Source organism: Acinetobacter geminorum (assembly GCF_013009345.1).
GTDB classification, from domain to species: Bacteria; Pseudomonadota; Gammaproteobacteria; order Pseudomonadales; family Moraxellaceae; genus Acinetobacter; species Acinetobacter geminorum.
The window spans coordinates 62,957-79,703 of the sequence record NZ_JABELE010000010.1; the positions used below are offsets into that span (position 1 = coordinate 62,957).

General features: G+C 38.0%; 13 protein-coding genes and 1 pseudogene. 6 read left to right on the forward strand and 8 right to left on the reverse strand.

Translation table 11 applies throughout. The features are described 5' to 3' along the window. Window positions 1-159: 159 nt before the first annotated feature. Window positions 160-1,494, forward strand: coding sequence for a D-serine ammonia-lyase (locus HJG58_RS10985; RefSeq protein WP_170248891.1), 1,335 nt, complete (start codon window positions 160-162; stop codon window positions 1,492-1,494). 46 nt (window positions 1,495-1,540) lie between these two features. Here HJG58_RS10985 and HJG58_RS10990 read toward each other — a convergent pair whose 3' ends face one another. The 5 genes and pseudogenes from HJG58_RS10990 to HJG58_RS11010 form a co-directional block, all read right to left on the reverse strand. Continuing rightward, window positions 1,541-3,088, reverse strand: coding sequence for a hypothetical protein (locus HJG58_RS10990; protein ID WP_170248892.1), 1,548 nt, complete (start codon window positions 3,086-3,088; stop codon window positions 1,541-1,543). A 557-nt stretch (window positions 3,089-3,645) separates the two neighbouring features. Next, window positions 3,646-3,810, reverse strand: coding sequence for a hypothetical protein (locus HJG58_RS10995; RefSeq protein WP_086264877.1), 165 nt, complete (start codon window positions 3,808-3,810; stop codon window positions 3,646-3,648). A 109-nt stretch (window positions 3,811-3,919) separates the two neighbouring features. After that, window positions 3,920-4,924: pseudogene (locus tag HJG58_RS11000) on the reverse strand (SUMF1/EgtB/PvdO family nonheme iron enzyme). Continuing rightward, window positions 4,921-6,117 carry a sulfatase-like hydrolase/transferase gene (locus tag HJG58_RS11005; protein ID WP_170248893.1) on the reverse strand — a complete coding sequence of 399 codons (1,197 nt, stop codon included), beginning with the start codon at window positions 6,115-6,117 and terminating at the stop codon, window positions 4,921-4,923. The pseudogene HJG58_RS11000 and the gene HJG58_RS11005 overlap by 4 nt, the downstream one beginning before the upstream one ends. Window positions 6,118-6,286: 169 nt before the next feature. Next, window positions 6,287-6,904: a rhomboid family intramembrane serine protease gene (locus tag HJG58_RS11010; protein ID WP_017387134.1), complete on the reverse strand. Its 618-nt coding sequence runs from the start codon at window positions 6,902-6,904 to the stop codon at window positions 6,287-6,289. Between the two features lie 158 nt (window positions 6,905-7,062). On the opposite strand from HJG58_RS11010, the gene nfuA reads away from it, so the two are divergent. Both nfuA and HJG58_RS11020 read left to right on the forward strand, forming a co-directional pair. Next, a complete protein-coding gene (gene nfuA, locus HJG58_RS11015) occupies window positions 7,063-7,701 on the forward strand; it encodes a Fe-S biogenesis protein NfuA (protein ID WP_170248894.1) in 639 nt (212 codons plus the stop codon). Between the two features lie 165 nt (window positions 7,702-7,866). Continuing rightward, the gene (locus tag HJG58_RS11020) at window positions 7,867-9,906 is read left to right on the forward strand and encodes a ligand-gated channel protein (protein ID WP_170248895.1); all 2,040 of its coding nucleotides are present in this window, start codon (window positions 7,867-7,869) and stop codon (window positions 9,904-9,906) included. A 22-nt stretch (window positions 9,907-9,928) separates the two neighbouring features. On the opposite strand, the gene HJG58_RS11025 is transcribed toward HJG58_RS11020, so the two are convergent. Continuing rightward, a complete protein-coding gene (locus HJG58_RS11025; protein WP_170248896.1) occupies window positions 9,929-10,936 on the reverse strand; it encodes a hypothetical protein in 1,008 nt (335 codons plus the stop codon). Between the two features lie 26 nt (window positions 10,937-10,962). Continuing rightward, complete coding sequence (locus HJG58_RS11030; RefSeq protein ID WP_170248897.1) at window positions 10,963-11,988, reverse strand: alpha/beta fold hydrolase; 1,026 nt, start codon at window positions 11,986-11,988, stop codon at window positions 10,963-10,965. Window positions 11,989-12,272: 284 nt separating this feature from the next. On the opposite strand from HJG58_RS11030, the gene HJG58_RS11035 reads away from it, so the two are divergent. Next, on the forward strand, window positions 12,273-12,887 hold the full coding sequence (locus HJG58_RS11035; protein WP_002117769.1) for a carbonic anhydrase: 615 nt from the start codon (window positions 12,273-12,275) through the stop codon (window positions 12,885-12,887). A 35-nt stretch (window positions 12,888-12,922) separates the two neighbouring features. On the opposite strand, the gene HJG58_RS11040 is transcribed toward HJG58_RS11035, so the two are convergent. Continuing rightward, window positions 12,923-13,546: an arylesterase gene (locus HJG58_RS11040; RefSeq protein ID WP_170248899.1), complete on the reverse strand. Its 624-nt coding sequence runs from the start codon at window positions 13,544-13,546 to the stop codon at window positions 12,923-12,925. A gap of 44 nt (window positions 13,547-13,590) precedes the next feature. Here HJG58_RS11040 and HJG58_RS11045 point away from each other — a divergent pair, with 44 nt between their 5' ends. After that, window positions 13,591-14,283, forward strand: coding sequence for an ABC transporter ATP-binding protein (locus tag HJG58_RS11045; protein ID WP_005802976.1), 693 nt, complete (start codon window positions 13,591-13,593; stop codon window positions 14,281-14,283). 3 nt (window positions 14,284-14,286) lie between these two features. Beyond that, window positions 14,287-16,746 (forward strand): ABC transporter permease, encoded by a 2,460-nt coding sequence (locus tag HJG58_RS11050; RefSeq protein ID WP_170248959.1) that lies wholly within the window; start codon window positions 14,287-14,289, stop codon window positions 16,744-16,746. Window position 16,747: the final 1 nt, after the last annotated feature.

Here is a 16,747-nt window from a genome sequence, read left to right on the forward strand (position 1 = left end):
TAAAAAAATTAAAGCCACTGTTCACAGTGGCTTTTTTATTTGTTTAGTTTTTAAAGTTGAGACTATTTTTCATATATATTCATCTATAAATTAATAAGTTGTTATAGGCCATTAAGCAGCTTTATAGGCTGGGCTTAAACTTTTATATCAGGATATATTATGAATGCGGTTCAAATAGATCAGTTAAAACAACAATTTCCACTTATTGAAACACTTCAAGCCTATCAAGAGACATTTTGGTTTACACCTCATCGATATCCTTTAAAAGAAGCTTTAGAAAAAGTTGGACTAACTGCTAAGGACGTAAGTGAAGCAGAAGCAAGACTAGTGCGTTTCGCACCTTATTTGGCGAAAGTATTTCCTGAAACTCAAGCACAACATGGAAAAATTGAATCAGATATTGTTGAAATTGCTCATATGCAACAAGCGCTTTCTTCAGCAAAACAAGTACAACTTAATGGAAAATTCTGGCTGAAAAAAGATAGTCATTTACCTATTTCAGGCTCCATAAAAGCACGTGGTGGCATTTATGAAGTGCTCACACATGCAGAAAAACTTGCCATGCAGGCGGGGCTACTCAAACCAGAAGATGATTATATTAAACTCGACCAAGACGCATTTCGAACATTTTTTTCTAAGTATCAAATTGCGGTAGGTTCTACAGGCAACCTTGGGCTTTCGATTGGTATTATGAGTGCCAAACTCGGCTTTAGAGTCACTGTTCATATGTCGGCTGATGCTAGACAGTGGAAAAAAGACAAACTACGTTCCCTCGGCGTAAACGTTGTGGAATATGCTAGTGATTACGGCGTAGCTGTTGAAGAGGGACGAAAAGCCGCAGAGCAAGATCCACACTGCTTTTTCATTGATGATGAAAACTCAACCACATTATTTTTAGGTTATGCCGTTGCAGGAATACACCTAAAACAACAATTTGAGCAAAAACAAATTAAAGTCGATGCTGAACACCCCTTATTTGTTTATTTGCCGTGTGGCGTCGGTGGTGGGCCTGGTGGGGTGAGTTTTGGACTAAAACTGGCTTTTGGTGAGCATGTACATTGTATCTTTGCAGAACCCACACATTCGCCGTGCATGTTACTTGGTGTCCACACAGGTTTGCATGATCAGATTTCAGTTAATGACATTGGCATTGATAACGTTACTGCGGCAGACGGGCTTGCGGTAGGGCGTGCTTCAGGTTTTGTTGGACGTGCTATGCAACAGTTAATTGATGGCTATTACACCATTCATGATCAACGTTTATATGAGCTTATTGCGCTTTTAAATCAAACTGAGAATATTCAGCTTGAGCCTTCTGCGGTAGCAGGTATGATGGGGCCCTATTATGTTCAGACGACTCCTGCTTACTTGGCTTTACACCAGTTAACAGCTGAGCAGTTGCAGCAGGCAAATCATGTGATATGGGCTACCGGGGGCGGCATGGTGCCATCTGATGAAATGCAAAAATATCTATCGCACTTTCAAGATAAATAAAGGCACTTTAGAAAAAGCCCAATTCTAAGATTGGGCTTTAATCAAATTATTTTTTAGATGATTTTCTAAAATGGAGTTTTTCGGTAGCAAAACCATAAATTGCGGCAAAAGGCAGGGCAGTTCGTGCTAAATAAGCGACACGCCATAAGCCGCCGTGATTGGCACCTTCCATCATAAGCTCAAGCGGATGATCAAGTACAGTTTCAGGATTCGCCACTGAAGACTCATTTCTTAAGTCATGAATCCAGAGTGCTGCCATAATGGCATTGGTAGTTTCAGGGCTAAATGCTTCTACATCAAAAAGCTCTGCGCCATTAAAAGCTGCTTTCAACAATGGATTTTTAGTCACAGAGTGGGTCGTTGTCGATGGAGCAATATTAATGCTAACGCGTTGGCCTTGATGGCGGGCCAAAATAGCACGCCATTGTTGAATACGTTTTGCCAAAGCATAGTTTGGACCTTGTTCAACCACTAAACAGTCTGCAATACCATAAGTTTTGCCATTCTCACACTTAATCAAGTCTTGGTATGGTGCTTGAAAAAAACGATTGAGCGAAAGCGTAGAAACACCTTTCACTGCCAATTTTTGCATTTTTGTGCGGGATTTAAATTTTTGTTGTGCGGCCTCGGCAACTTCTTTAGGTACTGCATAAACATCAGTTGGCGTGCACATAAACATAAGGCTTGTATCGGGCTTATACTCGCTCACGAATTGCATGATGCTATCCATCGCCATGGAAACACGTACATGCTTTTCACCATCTAAATAGGCGATTGCAGCTAAATCTAATTTTTGTGGAAACTGAACCAACCACTGTGCAATTTCAGGTAATTGGGTGAGTAAATTTGCTCCCAACTTATCTTTTAATTCAGAGGCTTTTGCTGATGCATTCACTTGTTCTACAGTTGGTGCAATGAGAGTAGCATTCCCTTGTTGAATCGTATTTAAAATTTTGCTCCAAACTCGTGGGTTTGGTAAATCTACGGCAACAATATTCGCTTTCCATTTTGCTAACCAAGGCAGTGGTCCTGCTTCGGAGCCTGCACCAAATAACACCATTGTACGGTCAGATAAATCGAACCATTCAGGATGAGCAATAGCTTCACGAAGTGCTTTTGCATGACTTGGCTCAATAATACCAGTCTCTTCCCAGCGTTGAATTTGGTCCAGTAAGCTTTGTCCACTCAGCTTTTGTCCTTTATAAGGAACATACCACTCCGGTGCTGCATCACTTTCACCTTTAAGTTTTACTGTATAAAGCGGCTTGGATGAGGCAATATGAACGGCATCTTTTAAAAGGTAGTGTTTACCATCACGATAATAATCAAAAATATGGTGAGCTTTATGCAATCCTTGCTTCGCGATAGTAATGGGGTTGTTGATATTAGAAATCCCTTGTTTAACAAGTGCTTTAAAATATACAGGATAGTTTTTTCGCCAGTTTTTTTCATTCAACACTTGTTGTGCGGTTTTATTATCTACAATAGATAGGGCCTCCGACAAAATCTCTTGACCTGTAAGAGATGTACTTTGTTTTTTTGTTAAGGCGTTTACCGGAAATTGCAGACCTTCGACTTGACTTGTGCTGGACATAAAATATCTCGTTTATACGACTGGGTTAATATACAGATGTATACATTATCTATGCCAATGAAAGGAAACGAGTGGCAATAACTGACAAAATAATATTGATTATTTATGTGATGAAACGTGAAAGAGAAACTTATTATGATAAATTCATCTCATTTTGGTCTTAATTTTTTTCACATTTTTAGAACCTTTTTATAGACTTACGTTACATAAATGTTTATTTTGTATTAAGCAAATACATCGGTTTTAGCCTGAAGGTAAAATGTTCAAAATGTATCAATAATAGAGATACAGAAATGATTAAAAACTGGACTTTTTTCTTAAGGAATAAGGAAAGTCGGACGGAATAAGAAAGAATTGGGGTGAAACTAGATAGAAGACAACGTAAGATTGTCTTTTAAAAATCTTGGGGATATGGTGACTTTTTTTACACCATAATTTTCTAGTTTCATCCCATCTATTTTTGGGTTGGAACCCTCCATTTTTAGTATTCAATTCAGTACAGGATTGAATTCTATTTCTTTAGAGTAACTTAAAAATTACTTTAAAAGAGCCTATGCTTAGCAACGCCCTTTTTTCGCTTGTCCTGGTGGGCAAAAGTCTCCCGGATGGTTATGATGAGGTGAATCGGGATCAATCACAATACTACCATCGGGCGTGTGGACTGCACATGCTGATAGTGACATTGTAAAAATTGCTGCGGCACAAAGAAGTAAAGTTTTCATCTTGTTCTCACTTTTTTATCATTCTCCTTTGTACTATAGAAATATTTTGATTGTTTTTCGATCTAATTTTGGTTAAAAAATATCTTTAATACGCTTAATTAAGAAGAGATTAAGGAGATCGCAAAATTGTTCGAAATCCTACATGTGTTGCGGCTAAGTCAAAATCCTGAGGATAGCGACTACTGCTACGATAACGTGAACAATAATTTTGTGCACAAAGAAAAGATCCACCTTTAATTACATATTGCGTGCTAGTGATTTGTTGTTGTCGTAAATCAGAATAATTTCCCATATGCTGGTCATGTGCACCCTGATAGGGAGATGACGTCCATTCCCATACATTTCCAATCATATCAAATAGTTTGAAATTGTTTGATGCAAAACATCCAACGGGTGCAACACCTTTAAAGTGATCTTGATTCAGGTTTTGAAAAGGGAACTCACCTTGCCAGTAATTGGCTTGCGGATGTTGATGTTCATCAGTAGGGGCCTGATGTAAAGGTGTATCAGTCTTTGAATTGGCTTTAGCTACATATTCCCATTCTAGTTCTGTGGGTAAATCACGTCCGAGCCACACCGCATAATGTTCAGCATCATTTTTACTTACATACCTTACAGGCTCATTAGGATTTGCAATAGCTCCATTACTGCCGTTTGGCGTTTTCCATGTATAACCTGATTTTAGCTGCCACTATTGCTGTGGGTGATCAGGATCAGGTGAAAAAACAGCGGCCTGCTTTTGTTTTTCGGCATCGGTAATATAGCCAGTTGCTTTTACAAAACTTGCAAATTGAGCGACCGTAACTTCAGTTTGGTCAATCCAAAATTCTTTGACTTTGCGCTGTTTTTTTCCAAAATTAAGTTCGTCGGGATAGGCTTTCTCAGAACCAAAATTAAAATTCCCATCGGCAATTAAAACCATTCCAGCTGTAGGTTGTTTGAGCGAACCCTGAGGCAAACCAGTATAGTTTTGACACTTTTCAATAGACCCTAAATCAGCTAAAGAGGTTTGCTGTTGCGTTGAGGGTGCTGATTCAGAAACTTTTGAAGATTGGCTACAGCCTATCATGATAGACAGGCTGATGGTGGTGACTAAAAAGGGTTTCAATTTCATTTAGGGTTATATTCCTGCACAGCATTTTTCTCAGTATACTTTTGATAGACCGATAAAAGTTCTTGAACTTTTGCAGGATAAAGCTGAGCAACGTTTTGTCTTTCTCCTCGATCTAATTTAATGTTGTATAGCTCCCAAGTCCCTGTGCCTAATTCAGGGCGCCCTTGAAGTGCGATTTTCCATTCACCTTGTTTTGCATATTTGCTCCCATGTAACTCATCGGCAAAGCTAAAATTTGCAGGGCGAATAGTATTGGTTTTGTTTTCAAGCAAAGGTTTCCATGAAATCCCAGTTGGCGTATTAATGGTACGACCGTTATATTGGCCTTGAGGTACTGGAATATGAGCATATTCTAGTAAGGTAGGGAAAACATCGAGTACCGATGCAAAGCTATGATTGGTTTCTTCTGCTTTTTTCTGGTTCGGTAATTTCACAATAGCAGGGGCAATCGTTGCGCCTTCGTCTGCCGTATCTTTCCATAAGTGGAAAGGTGCCGCACTGACCTCGGCCCAACGTGGCCCAATATAGTGATATGAAGTAGGTGTGCCAACATTAGCTAACGAGTTATCAAAACCAGATTCACTGCCATATCCGCCACGTACAAAACCTTCTGCACCATCTTCTGTATAAGTTGAATTTCGTTTAAAGGCGCTTAGAGCTTGTTTAAAATGATGGTCTAAACCTTGTAATAAGGTAAATGAATGATCAAAACCTTTTGCATGTGCATTGGTTTCAGGGGTTAAGCCTAAATGCCATTTACCACTGATGTACGTGCCGTAACCATTGTCTTTAAGTACTTGTGCGATAGATAGAGAGCGTTCATTCAAATATCCCTCGTAACCTGGTTGTCCCTTCAAATGTTCTGGGGTGAGTTCCGCCATTGCGCCAATACCAGCTAAATGGTGATCAGTACCGGAAATAAGTTGAGAGCGTGTTGGGGAACAGGTCGGGGCAGTATGATAATCCGTTAAAAGGCGTCCTTCTTGAGCCAGACTATCAATATTAGGGGTGTGAATTTCACCACCAAAAGCTCCTAAATCAGAATAGCCTAAGTCATCAGCCATAATAAATAATATATTAGGTTGCTTAGGCGTGCTTACAACATTTTCTTGATTATCATTGTCATTACATCCAGCCAAAGATAAGCTAAATAATGCAATAGAAAGGCTAGATAAAATTGCTTTGTACTTCATTGTATCATCTGAATTATTAAAGGAATTGGCACGAGTTTAATCAGATGGTTTTTGTAAACAAAACAACGAATTGATCAAAGAAAAGCAGAAAAAAGACTGAGAATTTATGCAGATAAATAAATCAGAAAAAAGAAAAGCCCATAAGGGGCTTTTCTTAGATTTATATGCTTTAAAAAGGAAGGCGAGTAAGCTGGTCTAAGAAATGTGGAATAACTTTAGGTTCAAGTAAAATGGTTACGATGATTCCGTAAGCTGCACCCCACAAATGAGCGCTATGATTAATATTGCTATTACCACGCTTACCAGCCCAAATACTGTACGCCACATATAAAATAGCAAAAATAATAGCGGGTACAGGAATGAAGAATACAAAAATCAGCTTCCATGGCTGAAACAGAATATAAGCAAATAAAACTGCTGAAACAGCACCTGAGGCACCTAGGCTGGCCCAATTCGCATCATTTTTATGTTGTAAATAGCTTGGCAAAATCGCAAAGATTAAGCCACCTAAATAGAACAACACAAAACCCATGTCATAGAAATATTGGCGGTAAAAACTTTCAATGATACTGCCAAAGAAAAACAGGGTAATCATGTTGAAAAGTAGATGTGTTCCGTCGGCATGGATAAAGCCATGAGTAATGAATCGATCAATTTGTCCACGTTGCATTGCAGGCGGCCAAAAAATCAATCGGTTCATTACATTTTGATTGCTAAAAGCAAGTAAAGAAATAATGACCGTAATAATAATAAGAGTAACTGTATGGTTAAACGGCAAATGCAACATAAGAAATATTTAAAAAATGATCAATACTGAGCTCAATAATGCCATTAAAAACTTAACTTGAAACCCTGTTGTGTATAAATCCGACAAATTTAGTTGATTTTTTTTAAATCCACCTCATCTTCGGTTAATATAAAGGCATCAGCTTGAGGAATATTGTTATGTCGACTGAGAACACCAACACTGCTGTTGCAGAAGAAATTCCAAACCTTTTGATTACACCATCTGCACAAGAGTATTTGCACGATTTACTAACGAAGCAAAATACTCCGGGAATTGGCGTTCGAATTTTTGTTGAGCATCCGGGTACGCCACGTGCGGAATGCTGTATGGCATATAGTGCGCCAGAAGAAGTGAACCCAACGGACTATAAACAGGACTATCCTGATTTTCCTGCGTATATTGATGCGCCATCTATTCCTTATCTTTTAGATGCCGTAATTGATTACAACAAGGACCGTTTTGGTGGTCAGCTCACTTTCCGTGCTCCAAACTCTAAAGTTCCACGTGTTGGTCCAGATGCTTCGATTGAAGAACGTATTACTTACATTCTTCAAGCAGAAATTAACCCAGGTCTTGCAGGGCATGGCGGAAATTGTAGCTTGGTAGAAGTACAAGATGATCCAGAACACGGTTTAACTGCTGTATTGAAATTTGGTGGTGGTTGCCAAGGTTGTTCTGCAATTGATGTTACCTTGAAACAAGGTGTAGAAACTACTTTAAGAGAGAACATTCCTGAGCTTCAACGTGTGGTTGACCAAACAGACCACACACAAGCTGAAGGTGCTTACTTCAAATAATTAAATTATTTGAAAAGTGAAATAAAAAAGCCTCGCAATGAGGTTTTTTTATAGCCTTACAATTGAAAATAATTATCAATATTATTTATTTTTTTATTTAAATTTGTTACATTTGTTTAAGTAAAACTTAATATTTATTCATAATTTAATATGTTGGAGTAGGGTATGACGAAGAGTATTTTCCAATCTGTATTATCAATTTCGGTACTTACAGTAATGTTTCCTGCGGCTTATGCCGCTGAAAGTGAAAATATTTTAGTTGATTCTTCCATAAAGAATGAAAAAGAAAGCGAAGTTGCTCAACTTGAAAAAATTGTCGTAACAGCAAGTGGTTTTGAACAAAATATAAAAAAAGCAGCAGCTTCGATTTCTGTTTTAACTCAAGATGAAATTAATAAAAAAGCATATCGTGATGTAACTGATGCACTTAAAGATGTCCCTGGTGTAGTTGTTACAGGGGGTGGAAGCTCATCTGATATCAGTATTCGTGGGATGGGAAGTGCATATACCGTTATTATGGTTGATGGTAAGAAAGTAAATACACGTTCTGTGCGACCAAATAGTGATAATTCAGGTATTGAGCAAGGTTGGTTACCGGGAATCGAAAGTATCGAACGTATTGAGGTTATTCGTGGTCCAATGTCGGGCCTATATGGTTCGGATGCGATGGGTGGTGTGATTAATATCATCACTAAAAAAGTTGCAGATGTTTGGAACAGTTCTGTTAAGTTAGATACAACAATTCAAGAAAATAATAAATCTGGAAATCTTTACCAAGCCAATACTTATGTGTCGGGACCTTTAATTAAGAATTTACTTGGTTTAAAAGCCAATGGCACATTTTCACAAAGAGATGAAGATGAAATTATTGGTGGTTATAACAAACAAAAAATTCGGGCGGGGGGGGCTACTTTAAGCTTAACTCCTAATGATCAACATACCATCGAGCTTGAATACCAGCGTTCTATCCAAAATCGTAATGCCACAATAGGTAAAACAGTTTCACCAATTCAAACTGGTCGTAATCCACCAGCGGATTCATTAACAGACTATTACCGTACAGAATATAGTTTAACGCACCGTGGTGACATTGGTCCTGTAAAGACTCATTCTTATATTCAACGCGAAGAAAATAAGAACCCGTCTAGAAATATGGAAGCTGTAAATACTACATTTAACACGCTTAACCAGATCACACTTGCAAATCATGCGCTTAGCGTGGGCGGAAGTTATCTAAAAGAAGAATTAGATGATTTAGGTAACCAATTAAAAGTGGGTGGCTCACAACCTGTTTCTAATTTAGATCGTTATAGCTGGGCATTATTTGCAGAAGATGCATGGAATATTATTGATCCTTTCACTTTAACAATGTCATTACGGATGGATCAGGACGAAAAATTTGGAGATCATTTCAGTCCTAAACTATACGGGGTATGGACCTTAAATGATAACTGGATTATTAAAGGCGGTGTATCAACAGGCTATAAAACACCTGCATTAAGAGCGACTGTAGCAGAATGGGGACAAGCTACAGGAGGAAGCAGTTCTGCAGGTGTAATTGTTGGTAATCCTGATCTAAAGCCTGAAAAAAGTACAAACTATGAGCTCTCATTCTCTTGGGATAGTTTAGATAACTTGAATGCTGGCTTAACGATCTTTAATAGTGAATTTAAAGATAAAATTACAGAAGTTAGAACCTGTTCAGGAGATGCAGGTACTTATAATTGTGATTGGTTAGGTACAAAATTTGATTTTGTCAGTCAACGCACAAATGTGGATAAAGCCAATATGAGAGGAGTTGAAGCGACGTTTGGTTGGCTCATTTCACCTGACTTAAAGCTAAATGCCAATTATACCTATACAGATACAGAGCAAAAAAGTGGTCAATTTAAAGGGCAACCTTTAAACGAAATGCCAGAACATATGTTTAATACCACTTTAGATTGGCAAATTAATGACTTAGTCAATATGTGGAGCCGTTTGAATTTCCGTAGCAAAACTTCTGAATATTTAAGCCGAACGTCAATGGCTGAAGGAAAGCCTGCTTATGGACTGGTTGATATTGGTATGAACTATAAACCGACTGACAAAATACAAGTTGCGGCAGGGATTTATAACTTATTTGATAAAGACATTGATGTGGCAACTTATAATTATGTTTTAGACGGACGTCGTTATAATTTAGGAATTATTTATAAATTTTAATTAGTTAAATAACAAAGGCGCTTTAAGCGCCTTTGCTATTTAAAATATCTAATGCTTTTTCAGAATAATAGAATTTTTCTAAGTAAACACGGGCACGGCGTCTTAAATGTCCTGTTGTAATTAACTGCTGTAATACAGGTACAAGTAGCTTGGTCAGTTCATGTTGCACTAAGCTTTCATCAATATTGAGGTCACGGAGCAATAAATCAAAACTACGCTCTTGATTACGTACATACCAAGTATAGATACCATCATGTACTTGTTGTTTTAAATAATCAGTTTGGCGAATGTGATCCCATATTTCATGCCCTAAACCAACCGTTTTTGATAAGTCTTGAGTTTCTACATAATTTTTTAAAACAGAAAGTGGCATAGTTTTAACTTTATGCCAAACATTTGCCTGAAAATGGTAGAGCTTATCATTGTCAAAATGTTGGTTTAAAACACGCTCACTCATTTGGCTGAGTTTTAGAATATTCTTTTGCAAATAATGATTAATCGTATCGTCCAGATTGGAATCGGTTACTGTTTCTAAAACAGATTTCCCCATTTTCATAAAACGCCCTACACCAGGTACGCGTTTTGACATGGATTCATCTAAATAATCATGCATTGTTTGCTGAATCAGTTGCGTGAGTAGGGCCGAAAAAGCAGGATTATTCACAATTGTTTTAATGAGCTTTTTACGGTGCTGCTCTTTACTCGCAACGTATTGTGCAATTCTATCAATCGTTAAAACAGGAATAACATCCTCAATAGTTGCGGTGTCATTTGCAGGATGAATTAATGCAAAGCGAATATGCTCAGCAATTTGTTCAGTTAGAAAATCAGAAGCAGGCGTATCTAAAATCTGCTTTTGAATGAGCTGTTGAATTTGTTCAAAAGTCCACAGATGCTGTAATTGCCGACTCCCCAACCAATGATAAAATTGCTCAAACTCTTGCTGGATCACCTGAGCCTGAGCAAATTTCTCATCTAAAAAATCTAGATGAGCTTCAATAAGTTTTTCAATAAGTGGTTGGGTAGACATAAGGTCTCACAAGTCCGAAGTTTTATTTAAGGTGTGGTCGTTTTTGACGACTGATTTGTTTCTACTTTAAGTAAAAACGGTAGATATTGTTGCATAACCAATTGTTCAGCTTCCAAAATCGGCATATGGCCTACATTTTCTAAAATAACTGGAGGCTGAGCATTCTTTAAAAGCCGTTTTAGTTCACTTGCTACTTCGACATTAATAATCTTATCTTGTTTACCCCATAAAATGAGCGTCGGTGCATCGATCGTTTTGGTAAGTACCGCAAATGAGTCTGGTGTATAGACTTTATTAAGTGCAATCAATTGATCAACCAGTTTTTGTGTTTGAGGTGCTTGATCAATCATCAACTTTTCTTGAGCTTGAAGAAACTCTTTAGGAATAAACGGAGGATTAAACATGGTTTGTTTTAATAAATAATTAAAGTCACCTTTTTTAGACACTAAAAGTTGTTTTAGGTAAGCAGGATCTTTTAAATAAATTGTATTGGCTGAGCGAAAAATACCGCCGCTATCCACCAAGAATAGACTTTTGGTTTCAAATGGATATTGTCCAGCATAGAGTAGGGCAATAGATCCGCCGAGTGAGTGCCCAGCAATATGAATTGGACCTTTTAAATTTGCAGCCTCAACAAAGCGACGTAACTTTTCAGCAAGATTTGGTACTGAATAATCGAAATCTTGTGGAACGATAGTTTCGCCACTACCTGGCAAATCGGGAATAATGACATGATAATTTGTGGTGAGATAACGAGCCACTCGGTTCCAGTTATCACGGCTGCCTGCTAGGCCATGAATAAGCAGTAAAGTCGGTTTTGCTGTGGAGCCGCCTTCGCTATATGACCAAGTCACATCACCGACTTTTAAGCTTTTACTTTGTAAACCTGCCCAGCTACGTTCTTGCTGTAAAACATTCTGGAACGTCACATCAATATTATCGGCTGCCTGTGTTTGAGAAATACTCATCAATGACAATAAGCTACAAGCCAAAGTCAGGGCGGTAGCAGTTTTTTTCATAGAGGCCTTAATTGATGTGGACACCCTTGTCATAGATTTCATCCTTGAAGCTTAAGCGAGTTTGAAAAATTATTGAAAAACTTTGCCAATGAGTCATTTGCCAAATGTTTGGAATAAAGAAAATTATAGTCAATCCGAGAACCAAAGTATGTCTATTTTTTCACTAAACAGTAGCGAATGTGCAGTGAGCTCTTCATTAAAACAAGTTAAGTATTTTTAAATTTTTTCATAGAAAAGGATTTATTTTTTGTCAGTGACATTCAAATTTTGACACATTAAAATGATTTCTAACCTTGAAAAAACAATGGAAATATAAAATGCCTACTGCGCAAGAAGTTTTAGATCGTCTGAAAGCCGGTAATCAACGATTTGTAAATGGAAATACTTCCCTTGCAAAAACCTTATCTCATCAAGAACGCGCTGAAATGGCAAAGGATCAAAATCCATTTGCAATTGTACTTGGCTGCTCAGATTCTCGTGTTCCAGCAGAGATGGTATTTGACCAAGGTCTTGGTGATTTATTTGTAATCCGTGTTGCTGGTAATGTGGTTGCACCTTCACAAGTCGGTAGTGTCGAGTTCGCAGCAGAGCGTTATGACTGCCCGGTTGTAGTCGTATTAGGACACAGTCATTGTGGCGCAATTCAGGCGACAATTGATACGTTAATGAATCCTGATCACCCTCCATCATCTAACCTAATGTCGATTGTGAACCGCGTTCGTCCATCAGTTGAAATTTTAATGCAGACTGATTTAAAAAATGATTTGAAAAAATTATCATGTCATGCGGTGCGTTCAAACGTTTTTGCTTCGGTAAATCAATTACGCCATGGTTCAGCGGTGTTAGAGAGCCTGATTGCAAAAGGTGAGTTGATTGTTGTCGGTGCAGAATATTCACTCGAAACTGGTGAAGTTACTTTTTTTGATTTCTGATCATATTAAAAAGAATATTTAAAGATAAAAGGTGCCTATAGGGCACCTTTTATATATGGGTAAGCTAAATTAAGTAGTTTTGACTGCGCTTGAGCATTGGGATGAATCAAATCATTTTGCATAAGCTGTTTTTGACCAGCAACGCCATCTAGAAAAAACGGAAGCAATTTCACCTGATATTTTTGGCTTACGACTTTATAATTATTTTCAAAAGCTTTGCTATATGCAGCCCCATAATTTGGCGGAATCTTCATACCAAAAAGAATAACTTTGGCTTTTTGTTTTTGGCTTAATTGAATGAGCTGATCCAGATTTTTTTGAATCATTTGAGGTGGTTGCCCACGCAAGCCGTCATTTCCACCTAATTCAATCACGACCACGTTCGGCTTATAGGTCTGCAATAATTTAGGTAATCGGGCTAAAGCGCCGCTTGTTGTTTCTCCACTAACACTTGCATTGACCACTTTGTGTTGTTTGGGATACTGTTGGTCTAAGCGTTTTTGCAGTAATTGTACCCAACCTTGTTTGGGATCAATTCCATAACCGGCACTAATACTATCTCCTAAAATTAAAATAGTTTTTGCCGATACAAGCATAGGCAACATACTTAATGAGATGAGCATGATGCTTTTAGAACCAATCAAAAAAGATTTAAACATTTGTACTTCGACCCTGATTCTGAATACATAGGACTTTTCACATCATGCCACAACCCATCATTGCTGCCCATCAAGTTACACAAACTATTCAGATTAACCAAAATCAGTTTACGATTTTAAAAGATATTGATTTAGAGATTTTTGAAGGGGAACAGGTAGCAATTACGGGACGTTCCGGCTCAGGTAAATCAACCTTACTGGGAATTTTGGCGACTTTAGATCAACCGTCTGAAGGAGAAGTCTGGTTGTGTGGTCAAGCTGTACATCAGTTAACAGAGGAACAACGTGCCCAAATCAGAATGCAGCATATTGGTTTTGTATTTCAGTCTTTTCAACTTCTGCCTCAGTTGAGTGCGCTTGAAAATGTGATGTTACCTTTACGATTACGTAAAGATTTTGATTATAAAACAGCCGAGAAAAAAGCTTTAGATTGGTTGCATCGAGTAGGGCTGAGTCGTCAAGTTGAACAAACGCCTAAAGTCTTATCTGGTGGCGAACAACAACGTGTGGCAATTGCGAGAGCTCTCATTGCAGAACCACAAATTATTTTTGCCGATGAACCGACTGGAAATCTAGATGGTCAGACAGCACAAGAAATTGAAAGCTTACTCTTTGATTTAAACCGAGAGTTGGGTACGACTCTGATTTTAGTGACCCACGATCGTAATTTAGCAACCCTTTGTCAGCGCCATGTTGAGTTAGATGATGGCCGACTCAAGACAGTACAGGGTGGTTAAATGATGCGTAATCTTTTAAAACCACTTCTGCTACAAAGTTTTCGTACGGGTGGTCTATATCTACTCATTATTGCTCTATCGCTTGCGATCAGTGCAACAACTGCCCTGAAATTTAGTAACGATCAAGTTAAAAATGCAGTAAGTCTGCAAGCTTCTCAAATGCTAGGTGCTGATTTAGTTCTGTCGAATAACGAGCCTATCGAACAGTCGTGGAAAAAAAGGGCAGAGCAGCTAGATCTAAAACAAACCAATGTCACTATATTTAGCTCTATGGCACATACCCAAGATCAGTTTGTCATGGTTAATGTAAAAGCGATAGAACCTGCGTTTCCACTCAGAGGACAGTTGGAAATTGAACCAAGAGCTAAAGCGATTCAATCTGGTGAAGTTTGGCTAAGTCAAAGAGCAGCCGATTTACTTAAAGTAAAGCGAGGAGATGCTGTTTCTATTGCTGATGGTATCTTCCGTTTTAGTGGCGTGATTGTGCGTGATTCAAATCAGGAACTCGGTTTTTCAGGCTTTTCGCCAACCGTTATTATTCATCAAGCCGATATTGCTAAGACTCATGCGATTCAGACAGGGAGCAGAATTGACTATCGTTTATTAATGGCAGGTAGCCCTGAACAGGTTCAGTCATTTTCAAAGCAATTTAAGCAACAGCATCAACCTTCTAAAGATGTAGATGAAACGGCTGGCTTACGTTTACGTGATGCAAGTGAGTCGAATAGCAGGTTATTACGTCCGCTTGAAAATTTAGATACCTTTTTGCAATTGGCCAATATTTTAACGATTTTATTGTGTGGTATTGCCATCGCTTTAACGAGTCAAAGATATGTTCAACAAAACCAAGATCACATTGCACTTATTAGATGCTTAGGCGCCAGTAAGTTCCAAATCTTGTGGGTATATATTGGATTGCTTTGTATTGTCAGTGCGATTTCAATTGTGCTGGGAAGCCTATTAGGTTTAATCATGGGGTTTGGCCTGCTGCAACTTATGCTGCAATTGATCCCTCAATTAGAGTTAAGTTTTTCAGTTGTACCTCTTTTAATCGGTCCTTTACCAATTGCGATTTTTACAAGCGTGATTGTGCTGCTTGGTTTTATTTTGCCAAGCATCTGGGAGCTTTTAAATACACCTCCAATTCGAGTTATTCGCGAGCAAGCCAAATCTCGCAAATCATTATTCTTTATGTTTTTTGCAGGGATCACTAGCATAGTCGTTTTTAGTTTGGTATTGAGTGAAAACTTAATGCTCAGCATTCTGGTTTTAGCATCAATTATTGTTCTTTGTATTTTGCTTTACACAGTTGTTTGGCTATTGCTTCGCAGTTTAAAAAAGATGAAAAATCGTTTGTCTTTTTATATTCGTTCGCCATCGCAAAGCGCCTTACAAATTACTGCATTGGCTTTAGGCTTAAGTCTCATTACAGTACTCAGTGTATTAAGAACAGATTTATTAGAGCGTTGGCAACAACAACTTCCGGAAGGAACACCGAATCAATTTGTTTATGGATTACCTCCATTTGATTTAAAAGCCTTTGAGCAACAGTTAAAGCAACATGGTTGGCAAAGCACCCCGTTATATCCAAATATTCGTGGCCGATTACTGGCTAAAAATGATGTACCTTTTTCAGAAGAGGCTATAAAGCAAAATAATTCTTTACGCCGTGAACTGAATTTGACTCAATCAGATTTACTACCAAATGACAATGTCATTACAAATGGTCAAACTCAATTTAATGATGTAGGGCAAGTTTCAGTTGAAAGTAAAACTGCCGAAAGTTTAGGAATCCAAATTGGAGACAAGCTTACCTTTAGCCTGCCTGAAGGTACATTACAAGCCAAAGTTGTGAATTTCCGGAGTGTAGAGTGGGAAAGTTTTAGCCCTAACTTTTTCTTTATTTTTTCACCTAAAACGTTAGACGAAAATGCTGGAAGTTATTTAGGTAGTTTCTATGTGCCTAAGCAAGATCAACCTAAAATGATCACTATTATTCAGCAGTTCTCAAATACAGTATTTATTGATGTTGACCGGATTTTAGATGAAGTAAAACGCTTAATGAATGTTCTAGTCAAAATAGTAACTGTTCTAGCGGCATTAGTTGGTTTTTCTGGAATACTCGTTTTAATTGCTTGTCTAAATTTATTAATGGATGAGCGACGCCGTGAAGTTGCTTTGTTACGTTCATTTGGTTTATCTAAAAATAAAATGAAGCAAATGCTCAGTTTTGAGATTGGGTTTTTAGGTCTGTTAGCAGGCATAGTTGCCTGCTGTTTTGCAGAAGTGATTAGTGCGATCGCGAGCTATAAAATGAATATGGCAATACAGTGGCATATTGAAATATGGCTGATTTTACCAATTGGCATGATGCTGGTTTGTGCGCTGATTGGTCGTTATCGACTAGGCTATCTCTGTAATTTGCCACCTTTACAAAGTTTAAGAGAATTAAACCAATTGTAGT

Excerpts from the sequence above, each read along its gene's own strand:
- HJG58_RS11010 (WP_017387134.1), bottom strand. The coding sequence starts at position 6,904 with ATGTTGCATTTGCCGTTTAACCATACAGTTACTCTTATTATTATTACG.
- HJG58_RS11020 (WP_170248895.1), top strand. The coding sequence starts at position 7,867 with ATGACGAAGAGTATTTTCCAATCTGTATTATCAATTTCGGTACTTACA.
- HJG58_RS11025 (WP_170248896.1), bottom strand. The coding sequence starts at position 10,936 with ATGTCTACCCAACCACTTATTGAAAAACTTATTGAAGCTCATCTAGAT.
- HJG58_RS10985 (WP_170248891.1), top strand. The coding sequence starts at position 160 with ATGAATGCGGTTCAAATAGATCAGTTAAAACAACAATTTCCACTTATT.
- HJG58_RS11040 (WP_170248899.1), bottom strand. The coding sequence starts at position 13,546 with ATGTTTAAATCTTTTTTGATTGGTTCTAAAAGCATCATGCTCATCTCA.
- nfuA (WP_170248894.1), top strand. The coding sequence starts at position 7,063 with ATGTCGACTGAGAACACCAACACTGCTGTTGCAGAAGAAATTCCAAAC.
- HJG58_RS11005 (WP_170248893.1), bottom strand. The coding sequence starts at position 6,117 with ATGAAGTACAAAGCAATTTTATCTAGCCTTTCTATTGCATTATTTAGC.
- HJG58_RS10995 (WP_086264877.1), bottom strand. The coding sequence starts at position 3,810 with ATGAAAACTTTACTTCTTTGTGCCGCAGCAATTTTTACAATGTCACTA.
- HJG58_RS10990 (WP_170248892.1), bottom strand. The coding sequence starts at position 3,088 with ATGTCCAGCACAAGTCAAGTCGAAGGTCTGCAATTTCCGGTAAACGCC.
- HJG58_RS11050 (WP_170248959.1), top strand. The coding sequence starts at position 14,287 with ATGCGTAATCTTTTAAAACCACTTCTGCTACAAAGTTTTCGTACGGGT.
- HJG58_RS11035 (WP_002117769.1), top strand. The coding sequence starts at position 12,273 with ATGCCTACTGCGCAAGAAGTTTTAGATCGTCTGAAAGCCGGTAATCAA.
- HJG58_RS11030 (WP_170248897.1), bottom strand. The coding sequence starts at position 11,988 with ATGACAAGGGTGTCCACATCAATTAAGGCCTCTATGAAAAAAACTGCT.
- HJG58_RS11045 (WP_005802976.1), top strand. The coding sequence starts at position 13,591 with ATGCCACAACCCATCATTGCTGCCCATCAAGTTACACAAACTATTCAG.